This window comes from Chitinophaga sp., from assembly GCF_036566945.1.
Taxonomy (GTDB): Bacteria; Bacteroidota; Bacteroidia; order Chitinophagales; family Chitinophagaceae; genus Chitinophaga.
On the sequence record NZ_DATCVJ010000334.1, the window covers coordinates 1 to 19714 of the forward strand.

16 protein-coding genes are annotated in these 19714 nt (G+C 45.5%); 10 read left to right on the forward strand and 6 right to left on the reverse strand.

What is annotated here, in order from left to right; genetic code table 11:
• Positions 1-12 precede the first annotated feature (12 nt).
• On the reverse strand, positions 13-537 hold the full coding sequence (locus tag VIP81_RS09855; RefSeq protein WP_331959213.1) for a hypothetical protein: 525 nt from the start codon (positions 535-537) through the stop codon (positions 13-15).
• Positions 538-635: 98 nt separating this feature from the next.
• On the opposite strand from VIP81_RS09855, the gene VIP81_RS09860 reads away from it, so the two are divergent.
• Entirely contained in the window at positions 636-2303 is a 1668-nt protein-coding gene (locus VIP81_RS09860) for a TPM domain-containing protein (RefSeq protein ID WP_331959216.1), read from the forward strand.
• Between the two features lie 104 nt (positions 2304-2407).
• Here VIP81_RS09860 and VIP81_RS09865 read toward each other — a convergent pair whose 3' ends face one another.
• Both VIP81_RS09865 and VIP81_RS09870 read right to left on the reverse strand, forming a co-directional pair.
• On the reverse strand, positions 2408-3235 hold the full coding sequence (locus VIP81_RS09865; protein WP_331959219.1) for a DUF6515 family protein: 828 nt from the start codon (positions 3233-3235) through the stop codon (positions 2408-2410).
• 135 nt (positions 3236-3370) lie between these two features.
• Positions 3371-4324: an ADP-ribosylglycohydrolase family protein gene (locus VIP81_RS09870; RefSeq protein ID WP_331959222.1), complete on the reverse strand. Its 954-nt coding sequence runs from the start codon at positions 4322-4324 to the stop codon at positions 3371-3373.
• Between the two features lie 1450 nt (positions 4325-5774).
• Here VIP81_RS09870 and VIP81_RS09875 point away from each other — a divergent pair.
• Together VIP81_RS09875 and VIP81_RS09880 are read left to right on the forward strand one after the other, a co-directional pair.
• The gene (locus VIP81_RS09875) at positions 5775-6671 is read left to right on the forward strand and encodes an aldo/keto reductase (protein WP_331959225.1); all 897 of its coding nucleotides are present in this window, start codon (positions 5775-5777) and stop codon (positions 6669-6671) included.
• 62 nt (positions 6672-6733) lie between these two features.
• Positions 6734-7438: a DJ-1/PfpI family protein gene (locus tag VIP81_RS09880; RefSeq protein WP_331959228.1), complete on the forward strand. Its 705-nt coding sequence runs from the start codon at positions 6734-6736 to the stop codon at positions 7436-7438.
• Here VIP81_RS09880 and VIP81_RS09885 read toward each other — a convergent pair.
• Positions 7386-8417: a fatty acid desaturase family protein gene (locus VIP81_RS09885; protein WP_331959231.1), complete on the reverse strand. Its 1032-nt coding sequence runs from the start codon at positions 8415-8417 to the stop codon at positions 7386-7388. The genes VIP81_RS09880 and VIP81_RS09885 overlap by 53 nt on opposite strands.
• Positions 8418-8465: 48 nt before the next feature.
• Positions 8466-9347, reverse strand: a complete 882-nt coding sequence (locus tag VIP81_RS09890; protein ID WP_331959234.1) for a lysophospholipid acyltransferase family protein — start codon at positions 9345-9347, stop codon at positions 8466-8468.
• A 153-nt stretch (positions 9348-9500) separates the two neighbouring features.
• Between VIP81_RS09890 and VIP81_RS09895 the strand changes: the two genes are divergently transcribed.
• The 4 genes from VIP81_RS09895 (at position 9501) to VIP81_RS09910 (ending at position 16228) form a co-directional block, all read left to right on the forward strand.
• Positions 9501-10334, forward strand: a complete 834-nt coding sequence (locus VIP81_RS09895) for an N-acetylmuramoyl-L-alanine amidase (protein WP_331959237.1) — start codon at positions 9501-9503, stop codon at positions 10332-10334.
• Between the two features lie 181 nt (positions 10335-10515).
• Entirely contained in the window at positions 10516-10917 is a 402-nt protein-coding gene (locus VIP81_RS09900; RefSeq protein WP_331959240.1) for a hypothetical protein, read from the forward strand.
• A gap of 687 nt (positions 10918-11604) precedes the next feature.
• Positions 11605-14787, forward strand: coding sequence for a SusC/RagA family TonB-linked outer membrane protein (locus VIP81_RS09905; RefSeq protein ID WP_331959243.1), 3183 nt, complete (start codon positions 11605-11607; stop codon positions 14785-14787).
• Positions 14788-14800: 13 nt separating this feature from the next.
• The gene (locus VIP81_RS09910) at positions 14801-16228 is read left to right on the forward strand and encodes a SusD/RagB family nutrient-binding outer membrane lipoprotein (protein WP_331959246.1); all 1428 of its coding nucleotides are present in this window, start codon (positions 14801-14803) and stop codon (positions 16226-16228) included.
• A 183-nt stretch (positions 16229-16411) separates the two neighbouring features.
• Here the strand turns inward: VIP81_RS09910 and VIP81_RS09915 are convergent, their stop codons facing one another.
• A complete protein-coding gene (locus VIP81_RS09915; RefSeq protein ID WP_331959249.1) occupies positions 16412-17650 on the reverse strand; it encodes a glycoside hydrolase family 88 protein in 1239 nt (412 codons plus the stop codon).
• 169 nt (positions 17651-17819) lie between these two features.
• Between VIP81_RS09915 and VIP81_RS09920 the strand changes: the two genes are divergently transcribed.
• From VIP81_RS09920 to VIP81_RS09930, 3 genes are all read left to right on the forward strand, one after another.
• Positions 17820-18446 carry a hypothetical protein gene (locus tag VIP81_RS09920; RefSeq protein WP_331959252.1) on the forward strand — a complete coding sequence of 209 codons (627 nt, stop codon included), beginning with the start codon at positions 17820-17822 and terminating at the stop codon, positions 18444-18446.
• Between the two features lie 50 nt (positions 18447-18496).
• Positions 18497-19120, forward strand: a complete 624-nt coding sequence (locus tag VIP81_RS09925; RefSeq protein WP_331959255.1) for an RNA polymerase sigma factor — start codon at positions 18497-18499, stop codon at positions 19118-19120.
• Between the two features lie 68 nt (positions 19121-19188).
• On the forward strand, positions 19189-19714 hold a 526-nt coding region (locus tag VIP81_RS09930), incomplete at its 3' end, for a FecR family protein (protein ID WP_331959258.1).

The window sequence follows — 19714 nt, forward strand, 5'->3', positions numbered from 1 at the left end:
AAAGAAATGAATTTATGGTTGAGGTGGCAGGCTGTCGCGGGTTTTGAGAAATACCAGGTACTGCTTTTTTATTTCCGCATAGATATCATAGTCAGAGGCATTTTTTAGAAAAGAATAGTCGGGCGTATAGCGCTGCATGAAAAGTTTAAGACTGTCGCCATCCAGCTGCGTTACCTTATTTACCAGCGATGGCGTATAAACCCGGCTCACAAACATTTCCTGTTCCTTATTAAGCAGCATATTCCGGAAGGCGATCTTCTTTTTATTCTTCTTATACTGTGTTACTTTATACAGGGCATTAATATTTACACTCATGCCCTGGTATACTTCATACCACTTGGGCCGCCTGAAAGTAAGCTCCTTCGCATAGTCATCGCGGAAAGCCAGGGAATCTTTGTAAAAATTATACTGAATAATCTGTACGGTTTTCAGCTGTATCGGTGGCCTTATGGTGGTGTCTTTATCGTTGTTTTGCGCAAAACTGCGGGTAGCCGTCAGGCATAACAGGAGTAGCCATATCGTTAGTACGGGCTTCATGAGTGGATTAAAATACTTTTTTCTGTCTAAATGAAAAGTTAAATAAACATATCTTAGGGGGAGAGAATGTATCCCAAATGAAGCAACCTCCATATTTCATGAAAAGTGTTTTGCTGGCATTGTTGTTCGTATTTTTTGTTTCATGTGACAAAAATAAGCAGCAAAAGTTTACTGTAGCAGATGTTCCGGACCCCAAAAAATCGGGAGGTGGTTATGTCAGTAATCCGGATCACTTGATTTCCGATCAGGCGGAAAGCGATCTGAATGCCAAAATAGCCGCGCTGGATAATGCCGGCAAGGTACAGATAGCCGTCGTGATCCTGCATAGCATAGGTGAAAATGAGTCCCGTGATTTTGTACACAAACTGTTTAATTACTGGAAAATCGGGGATAAAGAGAAGAATAACGGGTTGCTGATCCTGATGGTGGAAGATGCCCGTAAGCTCGAATTCGAGACAGGGACCGGTATCGAGGCCGATATGCCGGACATTATTTGTTTTCGCATTCAGCAGGAATATATGATTCCACGCATCAAAGAACATAACTATGACGCAGCGTTTTCAGACGGTGTACTATCGGTGGCGTCGCTGTTTAACAATGGCAATTATGCATATGATCAGTTGCCGGATATGCCGGCATCAGATCCTTCGCTGATGCCGGCCGACAGTACTGCGGTGGCCATTGCGATTTCACCGGATAATCCCGTGCCTGCAGCAGTAGATAATTCCATCCCAACAGATGCCACTACTGATAATCCGCCAGTGGCCGAAGACAACCTGGTATATGCGGACCCACAGCCATTGGCCGATACTTCTCCTTCAGGCAACTCTTATTCCTATACGGGTGATTTCTCTTTCTATGGCCTGATTTTCTGGTTGCTTGCCACCGCTGTGATGATGCGGGTTTTCTTCGGCAAAAGAATTAAAAAGACAAGCAGCGCAGATCCTGTGCCGGTAGCCGTTTCCGCCTATCCAAATGAATTTCTGCGTCCAGGCTGGATGGGGCAGCTGCTGCTGCACCTGGTGGCCTTTGGCTTGATTTATTATATCGCACATCAGCGACATACGGATGTAGGATTCATCAAAATGTTTGTGATCTATTATGTGGCCTGGGTGGTGTTTATCCACGTGGCAGTGCTGATCGTCATGATGCGTGCTGCGGTGTTGCTGAAAGGAAAGGACCGACATGAGAAATGGCTCCGCCTGGAGATATTACTACGCGATTTCGGTCGTGCAGGCTATGTATTCCCGGCGCCTTATCTCTGGTTATACCTGGCGTTATTAAAGAAGCGTCTGAATCATCTGCGTAATGATCCTTATGATTGTCATCACTGCCTGAAACCCATGCATAAACTGGATGAGGCGGTGGATAATAAATTTCTGGATAAGAAACAGGTGATAGAAGAAGAGTTGCAGTCGGTAGACTATGATGTATGGGGATGTGATACCTGCGACAACAAAATAATTCTGAACTATACCAATATGCGTTCAGGGATGGCGCAATGTCCATCCTGCGCACATATGGCTTATAAGAATGGAGGTGCGGTCACGAAAAAATCGGCTACTTATTCGTCGGAGGGCTGGGGGGTAATCAAGTACGCCTGCATGGCCTGTGGGTTTAAGCATGAATACCGGTATACGATTGCGAAGTTGGTAGAATCCTCTTCTTCCTCTTCCTCTGGCAGTTCTTCAAGTTCCTCCTCTTCTTCTTCTTCGAGCTGGGGAGGCGGTTCTTCGGGAGGTGGAGGGGCCAGCAGTAGTTGGTAAACAGCCATACTGATCAGCGCCGGAATGGGCTTATTTGAGAGAAAACAGATGGCAAAAAAAGAGCCGGTTAAATAACCGGCTCCCTGCTAACCTGACTAATTTTTTTAATTATCGGCATTCATTTTACCCACCACTTTGTAACCTGCTATGGTGTTATCGCTGTTTAAAACAGACTGATAATACATGCCGTCCGGTGATAAAAAGTACTGCTCACCGTTGATGTTCACAGTGCGGCAATTATCCGGCAATTTTGTGATCATATCGTCTGTGCTATTTCCGGGATCATTATCCGGGGCATTGTTTCCCTGATCGTCCGTGATCGTCACTGTTTTGTCGCCTATTTTACCATTTTTCCCAACTACTACGTAACGTCTGCCGTTATCTGTCATGGTTTCCTGGTAATAGGTACCATTTAATTCGTAATAGGTATTTCCATCTACGGTTATTTCCTGTGCTCCATCTGGTAAATCCGGTACAGCCGCCCCTATCGGCGCTTCTACTACTTTATAGCCTTTATTATCATTCCCGCTGGATTGGTAATAAGTACCTCCGTAGTAGTACATTGGACCAAAGGAGGCGCCGAGTGAGAAGTAACCGAAAGGCAACGAAGAAACGTATATGCCTAAAGGCGGAAAAAACGGATTGTAGTATGGTCTGTACCTGTAATAGGGGCGTCCGTAGTAACCGCGTACGTAAACAGGACGGTAGCCATGGTAATAACCTCTGTTAACGGATGCCACTACTCTTGGTGAAGACATATGCACTGGTGCTGCTACTCTTCCGCCGCTAAAATGACCACCACCGCCCATGCGGCCGCCGCCACCACCAAAGTGACCACCACCTCCACCATGTCTCTGTGCGTAAGCGCCGCTTACTGTAAATGTGCCCAGGAGGCCGATCAGCACAAACAGTATATAAGATCTGTTTTTCATTTTTGTAACATTAAGTTGTACTCGTCTTATCAATTCCGCTATTTTTCAATCATTTATTAGACGGGAAAAGGAGCTGAAAGTTTAACGGAACACTATAACAGGCAAAAATGCGGCCGGTTTTCAGAGAGGTGATGCCTATTGGGTGCTGGTGGTATTAATGGCTGCCATAAAGCGATTGGCAAGTTGGCCTATTTCGGTGGATTTAGCCACCTGCTGAATCCATTCGCTGGCAATGTTATCGATGCCGTAATGTAGTCCTGCAGCGGCTCCTGCTACAGCACCGGTTGTATCGGTGTCGCCACCCAGATTTACGGCACGGAGTACACAGGTCCGGTAATCGCTGGTATTCAACAGGCACCAGAGCGAACTTTCGAGGGTATGTACCACATAACCTGAACTGTAAATCTGCTGTTCCCGCAGGGTCGCTATATTTTGCAGTAACACCCGTTCGTAAATTTTTATTTCCGCGGGATTAAATGATTGTGTATTTACATAAGCGTTGATGGTCCGCTGCATTTGCTGGTAAGCCTCCTGCAAATTTCCTGACGACAATAACGCCCGCAGAAATTCTACATAAATAAAGCAGCCCAGCACAGAGCGGAAATGCTGATGCGTAATACCGGAAATTTCTTTTACTAACAGATAGCGGCGATGGATATCATTTTCTTTTATCAGGAAGAAAGCTACCGGCATCATGCGCATTAAGGCGCCGTTCCCATTTTCAAATTCCTCAAAGCCGCCGCTGATGTCTGGAGAAGTACCGGTGGCCACTCTTTGCAACGCCCGGCGGGTCGTATGTCCTATGTCGAATACTTCATTGTGCGCGCCCCAGTAACCTTGTTGAGCCCAGCGTACAAATGTTTGGGCCATGGCAACAATATCGTAGCCGGTAAGGAGACTTTCTGCCGTGCAAAAGGTAAGGGAGGAATCGTCCGAAAAGGTGCCAGCCGGTTGGTTCCAGCATCCGTAGCCGGTAAGGGCAGCTATTGGATTTTCTGAGAGATAGCTACGCGTTTTGAACTCCACTGGTACGCCCAGTGCATCGCCAATTGCAATACCATAAAAAGCGCCTGTTATTTGTTGTTGCATGGGATAGGTTGCTAACGTTAAGGTATGTATGAAATTGTATGAACTAATATACGTTTGATTTATTAATTCTGATAAGGCAACCATATTTTTTGATACGATATTTTTTTGATTTTTATTTATTCATTTTCATTCAGGGTATTTCAAATTTGTTCATTCCTGTTCATTATGATTATGGCTATGAAGCGTGTTTTTCGTAAATAATTGTTTTCTACCTTTGCATTATAACGATCAATAATCGTTGAAGATTACACCCGTAATCAATTTTTTATCTGTCTGAGCTTTTAAATAACCTTTTAGTAGCAGTTGATCCTGGAAGACAAAGAGAAAGGTTAACCAATCATTAGCAGGAAATGAAACGCTCATGGAGAGTGTTCATTTGTTAACCCAGAAATCTAACCCAAATGCAGTCATTTTTATTCAACAGGCAGTTTCAAACCTGTACATTTCTCGGACATTATCATTATCAGCTTTTTCTTTTTGTATTGAATTAGCTATACTGTAATAGTGCAACAGCAGCAGGGTATTTGCCTTGCCTGCCCCGTATCGTCCGCAGTTATGCCGGTAAGGGAAAAGGTGTGCCATCAAATGAATTGAACATTCGGTTGCTTGTTAACTCAACTGTTAGCCCGACGCTATTCACTAATGGGGTGATAGTACATACAGATAAAAAAGGGGGACTGTTTTTCCAGGCGGTCCGGTTTTCTTGACAATTGAGATGAATTAATAGTTGACGTCTTTGCGACACTTGTCTAACGGGACTACTTGTCCAGGTAGTCCCCCCTTATTGCTGTCATCATCAAAAAAAGAATATGAAAAAAATATTGGAGTGCAACATACACGATGGAAGCTTTATACACCGGACTGTTTTTCTAGACGGTCCCCTATTATCAACATCATCAATATGCAGGTGCAGACAGGCATATTGTTCATATATAAAGTAGTAAACGCCATATGTTAACCCTCTCAGTGTAAATAATACCAGATCATTTATGCTGCGATTGATTCGGAAACCAGGGACTGTTTTTCCAGGCGGTCCCTTATTTGAAAACTCAGACTGTTACCACAGTCTTCAATCATATAAAATGTTTTTTCATGAGTGGAATTTGATTTGGGATAGGAAGGGACCATCTTTCCAGGTGGTCCTTAATTACACCTCCCGGATCATTGGTTAAGATGAAACATACGATGGATCGGACATACTAAAGAAGGGGGCTGTTTTTCCAGGCGGCCCCATTCATTCTCTGACTACCATGGTAACACTGAACATAGCATCAGTTACTGCAACATAGCTCATTTTTGAGGTGGACGTAAATTGATATAGGGGGCTGTTTATCAAGACAGCCCATTACAAAACCGGATTTATGAAAAAAAATGGAAGATTTGGCTATAACTTCGTTACGATTGCTTTTTCAGAAAGCAGGTGATAAAAATGTAATAAAAACCGGTTATCATGCAATATCGTCTCCTCGGAAAATCAACGCTCTCCGTCAGTGAAATTGGATTTGGCTGCATGTCGCTTGGCCATCATGATGTGGACAATGCCCGCCTGATTCATCATGCACTAGACCAGGGTATTAATTTCTTTGACACCGCAGATCTGTATGAACACGGGCAAAATGAAACCACAGTGGGAAAAGCATTGCAGACGAAAAGATCTGCTGTTATTATTGCCTCTAAAGTAGGTAATCAGTGGAAAGAAGATGGCAGCGGCTGGAACTGGAATCCGGGTAGAGACTATATCATAGCGGCGGTAGAAGCCAGTTTGAAACGCCTGCAAACAGATTATATTGATTTGTATCAGCTGCATGGCGGCACCATGGAAGATCCGATCGCAGAAACCATTGATGCCTTTGAAACCCTGCAACAGCAAGGCAAAATAAGGTACTACGGCATCTCTTCCATCCGCCCCAATGTAATCCGTGAATATGTGAACCGCTCGCATATGGTGAGTGTAATGATGCAGTATAGCCTGCTGGACCGCCGTCCGGAAGAAACCTGTTTTCCACTGCTGCTGGAAAACAACATTGGTGTGCTGGCCCGGGGAAGTCTAGCGAAAGGATTGCTGCTGGACAAACCCGCTGCACCTTATCTGAACTATGCCGAAGGAGATGTGGCCGCCGCTGCTGCTGCCATCAAAGCGCACAGCAACCCCACACGTGGGGCTGCGCAAACTGCCCTGCGTTTTGTATTGCAACAACCCGCCGTCAGCAGCGCTATTGTGGGCATTCGTACAGCAGCACAACTGGAAGATGCGCTCAGGGCAGTGCAGGCGCCCGCACTGCTGCCGGAGGAAATAGCTGCATTACAGCAGGTAGTACCGGCGAATACCTACGATCAGCACCGGTAAGGCTCTCTGCTCCCTGTTTACAGGCAGCTGCCCTATTATTGTACCGCGTTAAAACTCCATGTATGCAAAAATTAAAGGTTGGGATGTTGCTCTTCCCCGAATTGACCATCCTCGATTTTACGGGGCCCTATGATGTATTTATTAAAGCCCCCTGTTTTGAAGTACTGGTCATAGGACTCACAAAGGCCCCGGTTCGCGCGGAAGGGGGACTAACACTACAACCGGATATTGCGATCGCTGATTGCCCCCAGCTGGATATTATTTTTGTGCCCGGCGGACGAGGCATCAACGCGTTGCTCACACAGCAGCCATTGTTGCAGTTTCTACGTGATCAGGCGGTGAAGGCAAAATATATTACGTCTGTATGCACCGGCGCGTTGGTACTGGCGGCAGCCGGTTTGCTGGAAGGATATAAAGCCACCACCCACTGGCGTTCACTGGAATTATTACGGATGTTTGGCGTGGAAACGCTGGACGAGCGGGTAGTAAAAGACCGGAACCGTGTTACAGGCGGCGGTGTCACCGCCGGTATCGATTTCGGACTAACCCTGACCGCTGTAATAGGTGGAGAAGAAATGGCCAAAGTAATACAGCTGCAACTGGAATATAACCCGGCACCTCCATTCAGGGCCGGATCTCCGCATACTGCCGGATTGCCGGTACTGCAAAAAGCAAAAGAAATTACCCAGCTTACGCTGGAAACAAGAAAAAAGATTATCCGGCAACTACTACTGGATCGGGCTTCCTCATCAATTGGGCTGACCTGATCGCGCGTATTTCTCTTAAGCTGATCATCCTGTCCTGCTCCGGATCCCATACCTTCAGGCGGAAACAGGCGCGTACATCCCGGAAACTTAGCGTAGTGGTTTTAGCGTTTTGTAACTTAGGTATTGCTGCCATCACTTCCGGTAAACGGTAAAAAGGAATACGTGCATTCAGGTGGTGAATATGATGATAACCGATATTGCCGGTAAACCACTTCATAGCCGGGTTCATCACCATATAGCTGGAAGACAGCAATGCTGCCTTATCATAACACCATTCCTTGTTCACATTAAAGGTCACACCCGGAAAATTATGCTGGGCATAAAAAAGGTATGCGCCCAGTCCGCAGGCAATAGTGAATGGTATTAAAATAAAGAGTAACCAGCTTTCCCATCCGAGGAAATAAACGACAGCCGCGCTGCCACCCAGGTGAATGATCAATGCCAGTAAAGAATCCATGTGCTTACGCGGGCTGCTCACAAATGACTGTACACACATACCGATCATAAACATCGATAAATAGCCGGCTGCAATGGTAAGCGGGTGGCGGCTAAACAGGTAAGTGCGCCTTTCTGCCGGCGTAATGGATTCAAATTTCTTACGGGTAATGATAGGGTAGGAGCCGATGCTGGCGCTGAAAAGTTTTGAATTGTGTTTAGGATGATAATCGTGTGAACGTTTCCAGATGCTGGAGGGCGCCAGTACATATACCCCAAAAAAGACCATGATCACTTCGGCCACCTTGGATTTATGAAGGATAGCGTGATGTTGATGATCATGATAAATAACAAACATCCTTACTATTAGCAACCCCGAAAGGATACTGGCAAGGATTCTTAATACCAGGTAAGGTAATACCAGTGTGCCTGTCAGCGATAACGCCAGCAGTAATAATGTCGATAATGTGAAAAACCAGCTTTTGGCTCTCTCTTCGCGCGCATATGGCTTGGTAGCCAGTATCAGTTCTTTTCCTTCCAGCATATCGTTGTAGGATACTTTTGTCTAAAGTTGTTGATGTATGATGTAATATTAAATAGCAGCAGGGCGTTTATGTTTCCAGCGTTTGTGCGACCATAGCCAGGTAGCGGGCTGGGAAACAATATCTTCTTCCAGTTTGCGTGTATGCGCTGCCGTGATCGCTCCGTCTTTTTCTTCAGCCGGAGTGGCGGTGAGCATTTCGGCGGTTACTGTATAATAACCTCTTTTTTCACGTTGCACTGTTACATATACCACCGGATAGTTCATTTTCTGCGCTATTTTCTCCGTACCCTTGAATACAGGGGTATCCTGGTGCAAAAAATTAAGCCATTGGGCTGTTTTAGGCTGCGGCGCCTGATCAGCAATGAAAGCGGTGGCATTTACTTCATCCCGGTTTTGTACCATATCGCGGAAAGTATCCTGCATGGCAATCAGTTTGGTACCGAATCGGGTGCGCATGCGGTACATCAGACCGTTAAAATGTTTGTTTGCCAGCGGATGATAGATAACGTAGAGCTGTTGCCTGCACAATATACTGAATGTATTGCCAGCCCACTCCCAGTTTCCTTTATGGCCCATCACCAGCACGGCACTCTTTTTCTCCGCTTCCAGCTTGTTAAACAGCTCCAGCGTAGCAGGAGTAAAGCTGCAATGCTTCACCATAGACGTTTTGCTGATGGTGAGCGTTTTAAATGTTTCCAGGAAGAGGTCGCAGAGGTAATGATAGAAATCTTTGCAAATACGGTTAATTTCCGCTTCACTCTTTTCAGGAAAAGAATTGCGCAAGTTTTGAAGTACTACCTTTTTACGGTAGCCCATCACATAAAATAACAACACATATACTGCGTCAGACACCAGGTAAAGTACACGAAATGGCAGTAGCGATAGCGCGTAAATCAGCGGTAACAGTAAGTAGTAGGCAATTGCAGACAATGTGGCACAGGTTTTTGATACTCCTAAAAGTATTATTGAAAACGTAAATATATATTTTAAAGAACACTTTTCATAGTATCCGTAAAAAAAACGATGCATCAGTTCATTTAGTATCTTTATCTGGTAGTCTTGTGTAAACTTTAACAGATACAGATGAAGACCATATCTCTTTGCATAAAATACAGTTGCCTGCTGGCAGTGATCGGCGGCTTTGCTTATTGCGCGCGTAATCCTTACACCGCTACCAATAAGGTATACCGGCAGCATGCCAAATCCTATGCGAAAGTATTGCGGCAGCAACCCGGAGAATTGTCCGGCGCCAACGGCGTAGCTGCACCCTCCTGGGTGGGTACCATCAATTTTAATATACGCAAACCCAGCATGGTTATTATTCATCATACGGCTCAGAATTCATGTGAACAAACACTGAAGACGTTTACCATGGAAAAAACGCAGGTAAGCGCCCATTATGTGATATGCCGTAACGGTACCATCCATCATATGCTGAACGACTATCTCCGCGCCTGGCACGGAGGCGTTGCCAAATGGGGCAACCTTACAGATATCAATTCTGCTTCCATCGGTATAGAACTGGACAATAACGGGACTGAACCCTTTGATTCCGCCCAGATCAGCAGTCTGCTCGTATTGCTCGACACCCTGCAGCATCGCTACAATATTCCCACCGCCAACTTTGTAGGTCATGGTGATATTGCTCCCGGCAGAAAAGTAGACCCCAGTGCTTTTTTCCCCTGGCATCAACTAGCGGAAAAAGGCTTTGGCGGCTGGTTTAAAGACACCAGCGCTACGGTAGTACCTGAATCTTTTAATCCACTGCTGGCACTCCGCATTATCGGATATGATATAAAAGATTCTTCCGCCGCCATCATGGCCTTTAAACGCCACTTTATGCCGGCAGACAGTCTGCCGGGCCTGAGCGATGCAGGAAAGAAAATACTACTCAATCTGCAGCAGCAATATCAATGACCCGTTAGGAAGACACCTGACTTTACTTCTACCCCTACGCGATCCGCAGAGTTTATTTTGTGGAATGAGATAAATATGTTATTTTAATAATGAGTTAGCACGATAAACCAAAATCAAAGAGATCATCTATAAGGACTTGTTATATACCTATTCTCCAACGTTATCTTAATCTATACTTGTTATGAAGCGTACACTTAAATTCCCGTTACTGCTATTGGCAGCGAGCGCCCTTTTGCTATGTATTCCCCGTCAGCATGCTAACGCCGCACAAGGCTTCCCTCAAAAAGACTCTTCCTGCCTGGTGAAAACCGAGGTGAGTTATGACTTTGCAGACAACATGCACAAAAAAGTAAATGCAGTGATCGAAGACAAACTCGCCGGCGGCATTGAAGAAGGAGGCAAAGTTACCTGGGAAAACTCTCCCGGCGCCCCGGAATACTATCAGGTTACTTTGCGCAAAACCAAAGTCACTATCAAGTACAAAGGCACCGTTTGCCAGGACCGGCAGATCTGGCAGAATATTGAAGACTGTAAAGCAGAATTGAAAAAACTGCTGAATATTCAGACTGCTGCCTCGAAATGAAATTGTGCCTGTTACAGCGATTTATTTGATCATTGGGAGATCTGTGTTTGTTATGGCGATCATTAGTTGATCTTCAGAACAGATGCATGGGATTGGTGTTTGCCGCTTTGATCATTACTTAATCTTCAGAACGGTGCATGGGATTGTGTCTGTACAGCAACCGTTTATTTGTTCTTTTAAGCAGCGTATCAGGCACTTGAGATTTTACAAAATAAGAAACCGGGTGATCTTACATCTCCCGGTTTCTTGTTTTGTGTATATCCTTTGCCAAGCTGTTCTTATTAAATATAGGAAGTGAACGATAGGAGGTGAACGCACGTTTTTTTTATCTTTTCCGTATCGGCCGCGGAGGCGCTCTGTACTCCTGCATACTCGGTACTCCTACGCGGTACTCTTACACGCTCCGTACTCCTGCATTCTCCATACGCTATATTCTCCATACCCTGCATCTCTCCGTATTCCTGCACACATCCGCTAATTCCCAACTTCGCCCGTCTCTAAGTCTAAAAACCAATTTAAACCTATTTAGTCTATAAATTTTGTGGATTAATATTTGTGCCTTACTTTTGCAACCGATATCACACCAATAATCATACGCCAACAATAAAAAGCCAAAATCAGAACGGTGTAACGGGATAACCATTCTCCGCAACGATCTAAGTCAACAAATAAATCAAGTACTAAAGCATGAATTACGTAAAAAGGCTGTTATGCCTGCTGCCAGGTTTACTGTGGCTGCAGCAGAGTATTGCCCAGGAAATCAGGGTGAGCGGAGTAGTGACCTCCCGCTCAGATGCACAGCGTGTACCCGGCGCTATTGTACAGTTGAAAGGAAAAAGTCAGGGTACACAAACAGATCCCGATGGGAAATATAGTATCACTGCCAATGTAAATGATACGTTACAATTTTCTTCCCTGGGCTTTCAGACAGTGTTTGCGGTGGTCGGTAGCAACCGGGTGGTGAATATCTCTTTGGAAAACAGTAACCGGAAACTGGAAGAAGTAGTGGTAACCGCACTCGGTATTTCCCGGGAGAAAAAATCCCTGGGTTATGCTGTACAGGAACTAAAATCGAAAGATATCTCCGAAGCTAAAGAAACTAACCTGGTCAACGCTTTGTCCGGAAAAATAGCAGGTGTACAGGTGACCAATAGTCAGGGAAACCTCGGCTCTTCGCGTATTGTCATCCGGGGGGAGACTTCCATCGCCGGCAACAACCAGCCTTTATTTGTACTGGATGGTGTACCGGTTGATAATAGTCAGCTGGGAATCGGTACTGGCCGCGATTTTGCGAACGCCATCTCTGATATTAACCCGGACGATATCGCTTCCATCAGTGTGCTGAAAGGTCCGAATGCCGCCGCACTATATGGTTCACGCGCTTCCAGCGGTGTGATCGTTATCAAAACGAAAACCGGTAAAGATACAAAAGGCGGTATGGGCATAACCGTTAATTCCGGTGCTACCATGGATAAACTGCTGATCCTGCCCGACTTTCAGAATTCTTACGGACAAGGTACCGGCGGTCAGTTTTCCTATAAAGATGGTAAAGGCGGTGGTATCAATGACGGCGTGGATGAAAGCTGGGGACCGAAACTGGATGGCCGCCTTATCCCGCAATTCTTCTCCAATGGAGAAGCCGTACCATTTGTAGCACATCCGGATAATGTGAAGGATTTCTACGTGACCGGCTATACGCTGAACAACGGTTTATCTGTTGGTGGCTCCAACGAAAAACAGGACTATCGCTTCTCCTATAACAACACCAAACAACAGGGTATTTTACCGAACACCGGTATTACCAGGAATACTTTTACGGCGAGCAATACTTTCCGTATTACACCAAAACTCACCCTCAGCACCTATGCAGATTATGTGCGCAGCGCCGCTGATAATCTCCCCGGTGTGGATGGCAGACGTGGTAACAGCGTAACGTTGCAGTTTATCTGGTTTGGTCGTCAGGTAGATGTGAGTAAACTGAAGAATTATAAAAATGCAGACGGTACCGACTATAACTGGAACCATAGCTACTATAGCAACCCTTACTGGATTCAAAACGAAAATACAGTAGGGATGCTGCGTAACCGTTTCCTTGGTAACGCGCGTCTTTCTTACCAGGTGCTCGACTGGCTGACTGCCAATCTGCGCGTTGGTACAGACTATTATACCGACAGACGTAAATATAAAGTAGCCTACTATACTAATGGTACACCATTCGGTTCCTATACCGAAGATGCTTATACCGTGAACGAAACCAATGGCGAATTCACATTGAATGCAAAGAAAAAAATAGGCAGTGATTTTGATTTTGATGTATTGGCCGGCGCCAACCTGCGCACCAATCAACTGGAGCAAAATTATCAACAGGCGCCTAAGCTGGCCGTGAAAGATGTGTATACACTGAATAACTCCCGCGACCCGCTTATCTCTACGAGCTTACTCAACAAACAAAAAGTATATAGCGGATTTGCTTCTGCACAGGTAGGTTTCCGTAACTATGCGTTTCTGAACTTAACGGCACGTAACGATTGGTCGTCTACTTTACCCCGTGGCAGCAATTCCTATTTCTATCCTTCCGCTAACGCCAGTCTGGTGTTAACAGAAGCCCTGCACATCCAAAGCAAAACGCTTAGTCTGCTGAAAGTGCGTGGTGGCTGGGCACAGGTAGGAAAGGATACTGACCCTTATCAGCTGGTGAATACGTTTCCTTTTAATCAACCATTTGGCTCCTATCCGCTGCTGACAGCATCCGATAAATTTTTGAATAGAAATCTCAAACCAGAAATTACAACTTCTACAGAATTAGGTGTGGAAGCGGGGTTTGTGGATAACAGGGTAAGACTGGATTTTACTTATTATAATTCCCGCAGCCGCAACCAGATCCTGTTAGCCGATGTGAGTCCTACTACCGGTTACCTGAAGAAAACACTGAATAGCGGTGAAATCAGCAACCACGGTATCGAAGTAATGCTGGGACTAACGCCAATCACTACACGCTCCGGATTTCGTTGGGACGTAAACGTGAACTATGCACGTAATGTGAGTAAAGTACTGGCATTGGATGCAGATGGATTCCTGCAGAATTATGTACTGGGCAGCTCTGGCAATATCCAGGTACTGGCTACTACCGGTCAGCGCTATGGCGCCCTCTATGGCACTGCCTACAAAAGGGATAGTGAAAACCGCATCCTGGTGAATGCTGATGGTACACCATCTGTTGATCCCAACAAAAAAATACTGGGTTACTACACGCCGAACTGGACAGGTAGTGTCAACAATAGTTTTACGTTCAAAGGCTTTAATCTGAGTTTCCTGATAGACACTAAACAGGGCGGTTCTATCTGGTCTGGTACGAATGCTACCGGTATGGCTACCGGCGTATTAGCTGCTACTATGCCAGGGCGTGATCAGGAAAATGGCGGGTTACCTTATTATGTAAATGGTAAAAATAATATTCCCTTACCAGATCATAACGCTACCGCACCAGGTGGCGCTGAGGTAAAACACGACGGGATCATCTTTGATGGTTATACGGCAGATGGTAAAAAGAACACGACTATTCTTCCTGCAGCCAGCTACTATAAAGCAGTATACAGCAGCAATCTGAACGAAAGCGCGATATACGATGCCTCCTTTATCAAACTGCGTGAAATCAAGGTAGGATATACAGTACCGGCATCTATCGTTGGCAGATGGGGATTACAGGCAGTGAACGTAGCGCTTGTAGCCAGAAACCTGGGATACCTGAACAAGCATACGCCAAACATTGATCCGGAAACGGCGTTTAATACAGGTAACGGACAGGGACTGGAAACATTGCAGATTCCTACTACGCGCAGCTTTGGCTTTAACCTGAATGTTTCATTTTAACTATTGACTGATCATGAAAAAGTTGTTGATACCTTTCTATATCATATTTGCTGCAACCCTACTGGCCAGTTGCCAAAAGGAACTGGAGCGCACGAATAAAAATCCGAACGAACCTACCTCCGCGCAACCGGACTACCTGTTGAGCAACGGCATTAAATCCAATGTGGATACCTATTGGGGCACTGATGCTACCATGGAAACCTCCCTGCTATATGTGCAGTATTGGGCAAAAATTCAGTATCCGGACCCAGACCGCTATCTACCAGCATCTACCAACATACAAACTGTGTGGAGCAATTTTTATGCACAGGGAGTACAGGATTTTACAACACTGGCACAGCTGGGCGATAGTTTGCATAATCCCAATTACAAAGCAGTAGGCATCATTATGCGTAGCTGGATATTCCAGGTGTTGACGGATCTGTATGGCGACATTCCATATACGCAGGCGGGTAACATTGAAAAATATCTGACGCCGGTGTATGATAGTCAGCGGGTGGTGTACAGAGGTTTATTGGCGGAATTAAAAGGAGCGGTACAAATTATTTCTGCAACAGATAATGCCATTTTAGGGGATGTGCTGTTACAGAATGATATGAATGGCTGGAAGAGATTTGCGAATGGTTTACGTTCCCGTATCGCATTGCGTATAGCGGATCGTGACCCGGAAGCTGCTAAAGCTGTATTTACAGAACTGGCGGCAGAAGGGAATCTTTTAGTGACTATCGATGTAAAATTGAATTACCTGGCTTCTCCTAATCAGAACCCGGTAGGCAGAAACAGGGAAACAAGAAATGATTACCGCATCAGCAAAACCGTGGTAGATAAACTGAAAGGATTGAATGACCCACGGTTAAGTATATACGCTGCACTGCCAACAGAAGCAGGAGCTACTACCTATTTAGGCGTTACCAATGGCTTGACCGCAGATTCTGCTTCCCGCCTGGGTTTCAGTAAAACATCGGATGTAGGTGCGGTATTTACCGCCACACTGGCACCCGCCTGGTTATTTACGGCGGCAGAACAACTGTTTATCCTGGCGGAAGCTGCACAGCGTAACCTGATCAGCGGCAACGCTGCAGATCTTTATCAGCAGGCAATCCGCGCCTCTTTCAAACAGTATGGCGTTAGCGGTGCCGTAGTAGATAATTACCTCGCGCAACCAGCGGTTGCATACGATGCCAACAACTATAAGAAATCAATCGGAGAACAAAAATGGCTGGCCCTTTTCGGTGAAGGTCTGGAAGCATTTGCAGAATGGAGAAGACTGGATTATCCGCAACTCACACCTGCTTATACCGGCGCCTTACAAGGTAAAATGCCGGTACGTTTAACGTATCCTTCCAGTGAGCAGGCTTTGAATGGTAATAGCTACAAAGCTGCCGTAGCAAGGCAGGGCGCCGATCTGCTCACCACCAAAGTGTGGTTTGATATGTACTAGTATTTTTGTCTTACTCAGGATTATACTGATGTAGATGATTTTCCAGATTTAAAAAATATTAGCGAAGGCCGATGTGAATATCTCATCTATCTTCGCTAATCTTTTTTAATCTTCTAAAATCCTAAAAATAAAATCTGGAAAATCATCTACATCAGTATAATCCTGAGTAAGACAAAAACTCGCTTATTTCTTCGCACCCGCTCTATACCGCATAATTTCAATACCCGCTTCTATCACAGGCCCTATGCCGTGAAAGTCGTTTAGTTCCGTAGGACGGTTATAATAAAAAGAAAGATCGGCGGAAGTATTTGTACCGATACATACATCTTTCAGTTGTCCGTCTTCCTGAATTTTTTCCTTTACCAATCCTTCCCAGCCACGTTCTGCAATGGTAATATAGCGCTTGTCGAGCCAGCCCTCATTCACGGCTCTGGCGATGGAATACACAAACATGGCGGTGCAGGAGGTTTCCGTATAAGAGTCAGTACGATCCAGCACCTGGTGGAACAGGCCATTGGCGCCCTGATATTTTGCCACCCCCAGAATTTGTTGGGTAAGGTCTGCGATCACATCATTTCTGCCGGGATGATTGGCGGGCAGGCTGTTCAGCAATTGTACTTTAGCCAGCATGATCCAGCCATTGGCGCGGCCCCAGTGTGCTACGCCCTGTCTTTTTAAATCTTCGTAATAGTAGTGTACATACAATTCAGTGCGTGGATCCCAGAGGTAATGTGTGAAGTGTTTGATTTGTGCTACCGCATCATCGAAATAACTGTTGTTGTTAGTGAGTTTTCCCATGCGGGCAAGGAAAGGTACACTCATATACAGATCGTCTCCCCACAGGGTCCATTTGTATGGATTTGGACGGCATAGCGTGCCATCAGGCAGCCTTTCCTGTACCTTGCTGATATGGTTGGCCGCTTTGTCGATATAGGCCCTGTAATCGTTTCTTTTTACCGTATTATATACATCCAGTAAACTGGCGCCCATGGCACCGCAGTCGTCCAGTACGCGGGTGTTGATAAGTTGATTAAAAGGAAAGCCTTTGTATTTCACACCTTTCTTACTAAGAGCTTCAAAATAGGCGTAGTTGTCGAATGCAAATGCCACATGCTGCTGCGCAAAAGCACTGTATTTCTCGTCTTTGAGGTAGTTCCCCAAATCTATCATGGCAATGTTTAATACGCCATTAGGATAGTGCCATTCACTCAGGTGATCAGAGATGGACGCATTAATACCTGCCGGAATTTCTTTGCTGGTGTTCCAGCGTTGGTTATCGGGTCCTGTAAACTGAAAGGCCGCGTGGGCGATAGCATAATCGGCTACTTTTTTTACCACTGTGGCATCAGCGGTGTTGTCCTGTGTATGGCCGGCAAAAGGTACAGCCAGTCCCAGATATAACAGGAATGTCAGCTTTTTCATATGTAGTACGTGGTTTATGCAAACAATATAGTACGCTTTCGTCAGTAATGCAAACGATTGCATAAAAAATACTTGGCTATCAATATAAATTATTTTAATTATGTGTTTTAGAATGATTAGTTTTAGTTTAACCGGACCATGCAATTGTCCCTATGAAGAAGTAACGATCATGAAAAGTCTATTTTTATTACTCACGGTAACCATCCTGTCGGCCTGTCATCAGAACAAACCCGAAGAAGCCGACACCATGCCGGTAGCCGCTCCGGCCGAAACCATTCAACCCCTCACGGCAGCCGATGACTCCATGCAGGAACCTCATCGCAGCCGCAATATTTCCTGGGACCAAATGGAAGTATTCGAATTTTCAAAGGCGCTGATCAATAATAAAGTGCCGCTGTTTACCAGCCGGCAACGCCTGGAAAGTGCCATAGGAGCAGCAGATAGCATTGTATCCACGCAAAACGAAGACATCTGCGGATCACAGTTTGAAGAGGACTTCCGTTATTTTTATAAAGATGGATCTACGTTTGAACTCTGTAAAGATTCTATCGCCTGTGAAGAATTCGTGTTTACCTCGAATCAAATACTGACTTCAGGCAAGGTATCCTTCTCCCGTAATACTACCTGGGAAGACGTGAAAAAACTTTTTCCCAACGCCGTATTGCAGGCAGAAAATGAAGGAAAAACAGATATGATTACCCTCCGGGATTCCTATAGCAAAGACAGCGACAGCAGCGTACAACTCTATTTCGAAAACGGGAAACTGGTGCGCGTGGTAAACTTTATTCCCTGCTAATAATCCCCTTGCCGCTCAAATCGTGATTCCTTTCCTTATTTTTGATGATAATGCTTTCGGAAGGGACACATATGGAGGATGCATGGAGAATGCTGCTAAACGGCCAACAGGCCGCAATGATGCTGTTGTATGATGCGCATTATATAGGCATGTTTAACTATGGGGTAAAACTTACCGGCAACCGGGAACGGGCGTCGGAATGTATTACCCAGGTGCTGCTGGATCTGTGGGATAAACGCGCCACACTACCCGAAGTAGACAACGTTCGGGCCTACCTGCTTACCTGTATCCGCCATAAACTCATGGCGGAAATGAAGGCCGACCGCCGCCGGGAAAAGCGACACCACGTTTTTGAAGCCGGCCGGGAACAAACAGAAGTAGCTTATGAACAGCTGCTCATCTCCGCACAATCCGATAAAGTATTGAAACAGCGACTGGAAAAAGCGCTGGCTAAACTGGCTCCCCGACAACTGGAGCTGCTGCGCCTGCGCTATTTTGAAGACAGGGATTATGATGAAATCGCTCTTATTTGTAATGTAACAAAACGCACCGTTTATAATAGTATCCATGACGCCATCAAAATTCTGAGGGCGGAACTAAGTGCTGATGGCGGCGATTATACTTACCTGTACAGCATTCCACTCCTGGTTTTATTAATGTTGACCCAACCATAAAAAAAATATTGTTTTACAGTAGTAAAAAGAACAACCCGTGTTCTCTATAGAAAAAGGATGGATGTTTTATGTCTGATTTTCAGGACTACCATAGTGAAGATTTTTTGCAGGAGCCTTCTTTCTGCCGGTATTGCACCGGCACAGATGCCAGTGCCGTTGCCTTCTGGGAATCCTGGATCAACACACATCCGGAGAAACAGGCAGTAGTAAAGCAGGCCAGGGAGTTATATTATATATTGAATGGAAATATCACCGCCCGGACTTTTGCGCAGCAACGGCAGCAGTTTGAAACGGCTTTCCGGCAACACCTGCAGGAAACCCCTGTGAGAAGAATTTCGCCGGTATGGAAAATACTGGCCCGCGCCGCCGTCATCGCCCTGCTGATCAACGTGGCAGGATTCGCGGTATACCAATACAAAAAACAAAACCGTCTCCGCAACTACAGCAGCCTGGCCGGTGAAAGAAAATCCTTTCAGCTTCCCGATGGTACCAGCGTAATGCTCAATGCCAATAGTCATATTACCATCGCCCAACATTTTAATAAAGAAGCCAGGGAAATTACGCTGGTCGGAGAAGCTTTCTTCGACGTAGCCA

What these genes read in the sequence shown, in the direction of transcription:
- VIP81_RS09880 (WP_331959228.1), top strand. Translation starts at nt 6,734, where the DNA reads ATGCAAAAATTAAAGGTTGGGATGTTGCTCTTCCCCGAATTGACCATC.
- VIP81_RS09860 (WP_331959216.1), top strand. Translation starts at nt 636, where the DNA reads ATGAAAAGTGTTTTGCTGGCATTGTTGTTCGTATTTTTTGTTTCATGT.
- VIP81_RS09915 (WP_331959249.1), bottom strand. Translation starts at nt 17,650, where the DNA reads ATGAAAAAGCTGACATTCCTGTTATATCTGGGACTGGCTGTACCTTTT.
- VIP81_RS09905 (WP_331959243.1), top strand. Translation starts at nt 11,605, where the DNA reads ATGAATTACGTAAAAAGGCTGTTATGCCTGCTGCCAGGTTTACTGTGG.
- VIP81_RS09925 (WP_331959255.1), top strand. Translation starts at nt 18,497, where the DNA reads ATGCTTTCGGAAGGGACACATATGGAGGATGCATGGAGAATGCTGCTA.
- VIP81_RS09855 (WP_331959213.1), bottom strand. Translation starts at nt 537, where the DNA reads ATGAAGCCCGTACTAACGATATGGCTACTCCTGTTATGCCTGACGGCT.
- VIP81_RS09885 (WP_331959231.1), bottom strand. Translation starts at nt 8,417, where the DNA reads ATGCTGGAAGGAAAAGAACTGATACTGGCTACCAAGCCATATGCGCGC.
- VIP81_RS09875 (WP_331959225.1), top strand. Translation starts at nt 5,775, where the DNA reads ATGCAATATCGTCTCCTCGGAAAATCAACGCTCTCCGTCAGTGAAATT.
- VIP81_RS09900 (WP_331959240.1), top strand. Translation starts at nt 10,516, where the DNA reads ATGAAGCGTACACTTAAATTCCCGTTACTGCTATTGGCAGCGAGCGCC.
- VIP81_RS09895 (WP_331959237.1), top strand. Translation starts at nt 9,501, where the DNA reads ATGAAGACCATATCTCTTTGCATAAAATACAGTTGCCTGCTGGCAGTG.
- VIP81_RS09910 (WP_331959246.1), top strand. Translation starts at nt 14,801, where the DNA reads ATGAAAAAGTTGTTGATACCTTTCTATATCATATTTGCTGCAACCCTA.
- VIP81_RS09920 (WP_331959252.1), top strand. Translation starts at nt 17,820, where the DNA reads ATGAAAAGTCTATTTTTATTACTCACGGTAACCATCCTGTCGGCCTGT.
- VIP81_RS09870 (WP_331959222.1), bottom strand. Translation starts at nt 4,324, where the DNA reads ATGCAACAACAAATAACAGGCGCTTTTTATGGTATTGCAATTGGCGAT.
- VIP81_RS09865 (WP_331959219.1), bottom strand. Translation starts at nt 3,235, where the DNA reads ATGAAAAACAGATCTTATATACTGTTTGTGCTGATCGGCCTCCTGGGC.